The sequence below is a fragment of the Pseudoalteromonas sp. Z9A6 genome (assembly GCF_011378805.1).
Lineage (GTDB): Bacteria > Pseudomonadota > Gammaproteobacteria > Enterobacterales > Alteromonadaceae > Pseudoalteromonas > Pseudoalteromonas distincta.
The window spans coordinates 25529-32620 of sequence record NZ_WTKZ01000046.1; the positions used below are offsets into that span (position 1 = coordinate 25529).

6 protein-coding genes are annotated in these 7092 nt (G+C 38.9%); all 6 read left to right on the forward strand.

The features are described 5' to 3' along the window. Positions 1-169 precede the first annotated feature (169 nt). The 6 genes from GQR53_RS15395 to GQR53_RS15420 all read left to right on the forward strand — a co-directional run bounded on the left by GQR53_RS15395 (position 170) and on the right by GQR53_RS15420 (position 7089). Positions 170-1816, forward strand: a complete 1647-nt coding sequence (locus tag GQR53_RS15395) for an electron transfer flavoprotein-ubiquinone oxidoreductase (protein WP_165744422.1) — start codon at positions 170-172, stop codon at positions 1814-1816. 132 nt (positions 1817-1948) lie between these two features. Further along, positions 1949-2413 carry an acyl-CoA thioesterase gene (locus GQR53_RS15400; protein ID WP_002961226.1) on the forward strand — a complete coding sequence of 155 codons (465 nt, stop codon included), beginning with the start codon at positions 1949-1951 and terminating at the stop codon, positions 2411-2413. A gap of 259 nt (positions 2414-2672) precedes the next feature. Further along, complete coding sequence (locus tag GQR53_RS15405) at positions 2673-3242, forward strand: outer membrane beta-barrel protein (protein WP_002961225.1); 570 nt, start codon at positions 2673-2675, stop codon at positions 3240-3242. Positions 3243-3454: 212 nt separating this feature from the next. Continuing rightward, positions 3455-4159, forward strand: a complete 705-nt coding sequence (tsaA, locus tag GQR53_RS15410) for a tRNA (N6-threonylcarbamoyladenosine(37)-N6)-methyltransferase TrmO (RefSeq protein WP_165744423.1) — start codon at positions 3455-3457, stop codon at positions 4157-4159. An 89-nt stretch (positions 4160-4248) separates the two neighbouring features. After that, positions 4249-5973, forward strand: a complete 1725-nt coding sequence (locus tag GQR53_RS15415; protein WP_165744424.1) for a proline--tRNA ligase — start codon at positions 4249-4251, stop codon at positions 5971-5973. A 234-nt stretch (positions 5974-6207) separates the two neighbouring features. Further along, complete coding sequence (locus GQR53_RS15420; protein ID WP_165744425.1) at positions 6208-7089, forward strand: UDP-2,3-diacylglucosamine diphosphatase; 882 nt, start codon at positions 6208-6210, stop codon at positions 7087-7089. Positions 7090-7092 lie beyond the last annotated feature (3 nt).

Here is a 7092-nt window from a genome sequence, read left to right on the forward strand (position 1 = left end):
TATTTTATGAAATTAGACTACTTCCTGTTGACGTAAACGTCAACCTAAAATAACCTTTAACTATTCACAGTCTGTAACGTTTAATTTGCAAGGTTATAAATAGGCTGTACACCTTATTTAAATGCGTAGTAAACATTCAAATAAGTCCGTCATAGATAAAGAGGTTATTATGGTCGAACGTGAAACCATGGAATTTGATGTAGTAATTGTTGGTGCAGGCCCTGCTGGGCTTTCAAGTGCAATTAAACTCGCGCAATTAGCACAAGAAAAACAACAAGAGTGCATGATTTGCGTAGTCGAAAAAGGTTCTGAAGTAGGAGCACATGTACTCTCTGGTGCTGTTTTTGAAACCAAAGCTTTGGATGAACTACTACCTAATTGGCAAGAGCTTGGCGCACCGGTTACAACCAAAGTAACTAATGATGAAATTTATTGGTTTAATAACGAGCAAAAAGCGACATCAATCCCCCACTTTGCTACACCAAAAACATTTCATAATGATGGTAACTTCATTGTATCTATGGGCAATGTATGTCGATGGCTTGCAGAGCAAGCTGAGAGCTTAGGCGTAGAGATATTTCCAGGATTTAGCGCACACTCTTTAATAATTGAAGATGAAGCAGTAAAAGGCATTATTACTGGCGATATGGGTGTAGACAAAGATGGCAATGAAAAAGACGGTTACATGCCAGGCATGGAGCTTCGTGCAAAATACACTATTTTTGCCGAAGGTTGCCGAGGTCATTTAGGTAAGCAGCTAATTAATGAGTTTGCACTTGATGCAGATTCATCACCGCAGCATTACGGTTTAGGCTTTAAAGAAATCTGGCAAATAGATGAAAGTAAACATGAGCTTGGCAAGGTAGTTCATGGTACAGGTTGGCCACTTAGCGGCGATACTAATGGTGGTGCATTTATGTATCACAGTGAAAACAATCAAGTTGTTGTTGGTTTAATTGTTGATTTAAATTACTCAAACCCACATTTGAGCCCGTTCGATGAGTTTCAGCGAATGAAGCACCATCCTGTATTTAAAAACGTACTTGAAGGCGCTGAACGTATTGCTTACGGTGCGCGTGCTATTGCTAAAGGTGGCTTGCATTCATTACCAAAAATGCATTTTGCTGGTGGTTTACTTGTAGGGTGTGATGCAGGCACACTTAATTTTGCAAAAATTAAAGGTAATCACACCGCAATGAAATCGGGAATGATTGCTGCTGAAGTTATTTTTGAAGCACTGAAAAATGAGTTAGCAAATACCGATTTAACTCATTATCAAACTGCGTTTGAGCAATCGTGGGCATATAAAGAGTTATATCAATCTCGTAACTTTGGCCCTGCTATGCACAAACTCGGTAAATTTTTAGGTGGTGCGTACAATACGCTTGATCAAAACATCTTTAATGGCGCTTTACCCTTTACGTTTAAAGATAATACGCCCGATCACTCTACCCTTGTTGATGCTAACGCCGCTGACAAAATTGCATATCCAAAACCAGATGGACACCTTAGCTTTGATAAACTCTCAAGTGTGTTTTTATCAAATACTAACCACGAAGAATCACAGCCGTGTCATTTAAAGCTTAAAGATGCGTCAATTCCTATTAACGTAAATTTAGTCAAATTTGATGAACCCGCACAACGTTATTGCCCAGCAGGTGTTTACGAAGTACAAGAAATTGCAGGCAATAAAGAGTTTGTTATTAATGCCCAAAACTGTGTGCACTGTAAAACCTGCGATATTAAAGACCCAAGCCAAAACATTACATGGGTAACACCTGAAGGTGCAGGTGGGCCAAACTATCCTAATATGTAACTAAATTATGCGCTGTATAGCTATATAACTACGTTTTTTACATATAACTTATAAACATATCCTAAATTGCAGGGGCTTCGGCCCCTTTTTTACGTTATGCTAATAGTAGTTTTAATAATAAGAGTGTTATTTATGCCGTCGTCAAAAGTTATTTTTCGTTTTTTAGCAGAGCCTACTGATGTTAATTTTGGTGGTAAAGTTCATGGTGGGGCCGTCATGAAGTGGATTGACCAAGCAGGTTATGCGTGCGCTGCAGGTTGGAGTGGTCATTACTGCGTAACTGTTTCGGTTGCGGGTGTTAAATTTAGACGCCCTATTTTAGTGGGTCAAATAGTCGAAGTAGAAGCTAAAATTGCCCATACGGGTAGAAGTAGCATGCAAATATTTATTCAAGTTAGGTGTGGCGATCCAAAAACGCAAAATATGGTTGAAACAAACCATTGTGTTATCAGTTTTATTGCAATGGATGAAACGGGCTACCCAATAGAAGTGCCTTCGTTTAAAGCTGTGACCGATGAAGACATTAAATTAGAAAATTACGCTATAAAAATGAAAGAAATAGCAATTGAAACAGAAAACTTGCTTCATGAAGTCTAATTAGTAATTTAAATAGAGTAAGGCTATGTAAAAAACTCATTATACTATGTAAAACATACAACTTATTTTAGAGTACACGATTACACAAAAGTTCACTTTGATTATAAAACACGCTAAATAACACAAAAACCAATACAAAAGAACTAATTATGGCGTGTTTTTAATCCATTTTAATATTGGCACGCTCGCTGCAAGTAGATAATTGAAGTTTGATTAATGAAATCAAGCATTTGATTATTTTTTGTAAAGGAGCTATTCAATGATTAAAACACTTTCTCTTTCAGCTATTGCACTAGCAACACTGGGTTTTAACTCTGCAGCACACGCTGACATTTCTGATTTCGATTCTCCACGTATTTATACTGGTATCGGTTACGGTCAATATTCTTTTGAATTTGAAGACAGTGACAACGACACTGACTTTGACGACGATGCACAAATGCTTAAAGGCTATATTGGTACTCAGTTTAACGAATACCTAAGCTTAGAACTTGCTTATCAAAACTTTGATGAAGTAAGTGATATTGACAGCAAAGCTGAAATTGATGGCGTATCGCTTGCCGCACGTTTGGGCTACCCAATAACAGAGAGCTTTTCTGTATACGCAAAAGGTGGTTGGCTTGAGTGGGATGCAGATTACACACAAGATTTACCAGTAGGTGGTGTAACAGCGTCTACAGATGGTGGTGATGCATTTTACGGTGCGGGTATTGAATACGCACTTACAACAAATGTACAGTTTCGTTTAGAGTACGAACGCTACAAACTTGATGACGATATTGATCCAGACATGGATGTAGCATCTGTATCAGTTCAATACATGTTTTAATTAATCTTTAACATGTTTGAAAGGGTAAGCTTAAGAGCTTGCCCTTTTTTGTTTTAGGTCCTTTTTAAATATATTAATACAAAATATAAACCACTCAGTCTAATAAGTGATTTTAAACCGCTTGGTCTATAAACAATAAACTTACTTACACTAATGCCATAAATACTAAATGCAGGTAGAATAGCGCTCTATTTTATTTGTACCCGAGTACTATGAGCGATTATACCATTTCGGCTATTGGCCACATTGAATCTCCTTATAAACAAAAGTTTGCTATACCTAGGCAGCCTCGTTTAGTGCCACAAGCCAAGGCAAAACTTATTTTTGCACCTGATTTTAATCGCGAAGAGTTTGTACGTGGTTTAGATGAATTTACTCATGTTTGGTTGTTATTTCGTTTTCATGAAACGGCCGATAAAGGTTATTCTGCCATGGTGCGCCCACCACGTTTAGGTGGCAATGAGCGAAAAGGTGTGTTTGCTACCCGCGCTACATTTAGACCCAACGCGATTGGTATGAGCGCAGTAAAACTTGAAGGTATTGAGTATAAAAACGGACAACTTAGTTTATTACTCGCTGGCATTGATTTACTTGATGGCACACCCATTATCGATATTAAACCGTACTTACCCTATTCAGATGCAATGCTTGACGCCAGTGCTGGCTTTGCAGATACGCGTCCAGAAACCGAGATGACGGTTGAATTTTGCCCTCAAGCAATTGAGTTTATTAGTGCGCAAACCCAGTACCCAGACTTACATGATTTTATAGCTAATGTTTTAAAACAAGATCCCCGCCCTGCCTATAAAAAACAAAAAGACGGCGAGCAAAGCTATGGTATGACTTTGTACAATTATAATATTCGCTGGCAAGTCAATGGCGAGCATAACGTAGTAACAAACATAGAAAAAAACTAAATAACTCACTTAGCGCTTTAGTGTAAAAGCATCCGCTGTTAAACTTAAGCTCTATTAAAAGAACATAATTACTCTATTTCGGAAAAAACATGCGTACAAGCCAATATATACTCGCAACACTTAAAGAAACGCCATCAGATGCTGAAATCGTATCGCATCAGTTAATGCTTAGAGCCGGTATGATCCGTCGCGTCGCTTCGGGTTTATACACTTGGTTACCCTCTGGTTTACGTGTGCTACGTAAAGTAGAAAACATTGTACGTGAAGAAATGGACAAAGCTGGCGCCATTGAAATGCTAATGCCTGTTATTCAACCCGCTGACTTGTGGGAAGAGTCTGGCCGTTGGAATGAATTTGGTCCTGAGCTTATGCGCTTCACAGACCGTCATAACCGTACGTTTGCACTTGGTCCAACACACGAAGAAGTAATAACTGATTTCGTACGTAAAGAAATAAGCAGCTACAAGCAGTTACCTGTTACTTTATATCAAGTACAAACTAAAGTACGCGACGAACGTCGCCCTCGCTTTGGTGTTATGCGAGCTCGTGAATTTACAATGAAAGATGCCTACTCTTTTCACTTAAGTGAAGAGTGTTTAGATGCAACTTATCAAGCGATGCACAAAGCATACTGTAACATTTTTGAGCGTTTAGGCCTTGATTACCGCCCTGTACTTGCTGATACTGGGTCTATTGGTGGTAGCTTATCTCACGAGTTTCATGTACTTGCTGAGTCAGGCGAAGATGCAATTGCATTTAGTGATGGCAGTGATTACGCAGCTAATATTGAAAAAGCAGAAGCACTAGCGCCAAACGATCCACGCCCAGAAGCAAGTAAAGAGTTAAAAGCATTCCCTACTCCTGACGCTAAAACAATTAATGAGCTTAAAAAGCATTACGGTGTAAAACCTCATCGTGGTGTTAAAACCTTAATTGTTTACGGTGCACCTGATGAAAACGATGCACGTGGTTTAGTGGCGCTTGTACTTCGTGGCGATCATGATTTAAATGAATTAAAAGCTGAAAAGCACCCATTAGTAGACTCTCCGCTTGAAATGGCAACAGAGGCAGATATTGTTGCTGCTATTGGTGCAAAACCTGGCTCCTTAGGCCCGGTCGGCTTATCTATGCCTATTATTGTTGATAGAGCCGCTAATATCCTTGCTGATTTTGTTGCCGGTGCTAATAAAGACGACGAGCATTACAGCGGTATTAACTGGGATCGTGACGTAACTGATTACGAAGTTGCTGATATTCGTAATATTGTTGAAGGCGATATGAGCCCATGTGGCCAAGGCGTTTTACAAATTAAACGCGGTATTGAAGTAGGTCATATATTCCAACTTGGTACCAAGTACTCAGAAGCGATGAAAGCGGGAGTATTAAACGAAGGCGGTAAAAACCAAACCATGACCATGGGTTGTTACGGTATTGGTGTTTCACGTATTGTTGCTGCTGCTATTGAACAAAACAACGATCAATACGGGATCATTTGGCCAAAATCAATCGCGCCATTCGATTTAGCAATTGTTCCAATGAACATGCACAAATCGCATCGTATTCCTGATATTGCAAATAACCTTTACCAAGGTTTAAAAGATGCCGGTCTTGATGTGTTATTTGATGACCGTAAAGAGCGCCCTGGTGTTATGTTTAATGACATGGAGCTAATTGGTGTACCATTTACGCTGGTGATTGGTGAGCGTAACCTTGACGAGAATAAAGTTGAGCTTAAAAACCGCCGCACCGGTGAAAAGCTAATGATTGATATTGACACTGCAATTGATGCAATTAAAGCGGCTGTTAAAGGTTAATAACACGCACGCTCAAAATAGACTAAAAGGCCGCATTTAAAATGCGGCCTTTTTTATGCTCGATTAATAGCAATGCGTAATAATAGCTGCTCAATGACTCACCTTTCCTAGCTTTGTAGAAATCATTTAATTACGTGCCTTGGTATAAATTGTCATGGAGGCTTCGCTAAAGTGTCTCATAAGTGTCATTAGATTTATCTACAGTGTTTAATTATTACACTATGGATGACGGGCATGACAAACAATCAACTGCGTAAAAAACAACATTATCCAGCCATTTGGATATCTGATGTTCATTTAGGTTACAAAGATTGTAAAGCTGATTACTTACTTGATTTTTTAAACTCGGTAGAATCCGACACACTTTATTTAGTGGGTGATATTATTGACTTATGGTCAATGAAGCGACAGTTTTATTGGCACCCTTCTCATTATGAAGTATTAAACTGCATACAGACAAAAGCAGCTAGCGGTACACGTGTCATTTATATTCCCGGTAATCATGATGAAGCGTTTAGAAACTATATAAATCAAACATTATTTGGTGTTGAAATCCACCAGCAGTTTATTCACACCACTAAAGCTAATAAACGGTTTTTAATTATACACGGCGACGACTTTGATTCAGCGACTCGTTATAACAAACTTGTTAGTATTGCGGGGGATGCAGGATACGACTTTTTATTATTTTTAAATCGCTGGACCAATCGTATACGTAAAATATTTGGTGGTAACTACTACTCGCTTGCATCATGGATAAAAGCTCGGGTACACAAAGCTCGAGAAGCGATTAGTGCCTTTGAAGATGCCGCAGTTCATGAAGCTAAAAAACAAAACGTAGACGGTATTATTTGTGGACACATTCACCATCCCAAAATTAAAGTGGATGACGGTATTATGTACTGTAACGATGGTGATTGGATTGAGAGCTGTACTGCGCTTGTAGAGCAGCAAGATGGAAAGATAGAATTACTACATTGGTCAGATACACAATTTATACTCGATAGCGCAGACATAGCTATTCTTAACACGCCTTTAAATACGTCAACAAATACCAAACCAAAAAAATCGAGGGCGTTCAGAATTCTGTGTCAGCCTAAGTTGCTAAATATCTAGCAC

Bases quoted from the DNA above. Each gene is read 5' to 3' on its own strand.
- GQR53_RS15420 (WP_165744425.1), top strand. From the start codon at position 6,208: ATGACAAACAATCAACTGCGTAAAAAACAACATTATCCAGCCATTTGG.
- tsaA (WP_165744423.1), top strand. From the start codon at position 3,455: ATGAGCGATTATACCATTTCGGCTATTGGCCACATTGAATCTCCTTAT.
- GQR53_RS15405 (WP_002961225.1), top strand. From the start codon at position 2,673: ATGATTAAAACACTTTCTCTTTCAGCTATTGCACTAGCAACACTGGGT.
- GQR53_RS15400 (WP_002961226.1), top strand. From the start codon at position 1,949: ATGCCGTCGTCAAAAGTTATTTTTCGTTTTTTAGCAGAGCCTACTGAT.
- GQR53_RS15395 (WP_165744422.1), top strand. From the start codon at position 170: ATGGTCGAACGTGAAACCATGGAATTTGATGTAGTAATTGTTGGTGCA.
- GQR53_RS15415 (WP_165744424.1), top strand. From the start codon at position 4,249: ATGCGTACAAGCCAATATATACTCGCAACACTTAAAGAAACGCCATCA.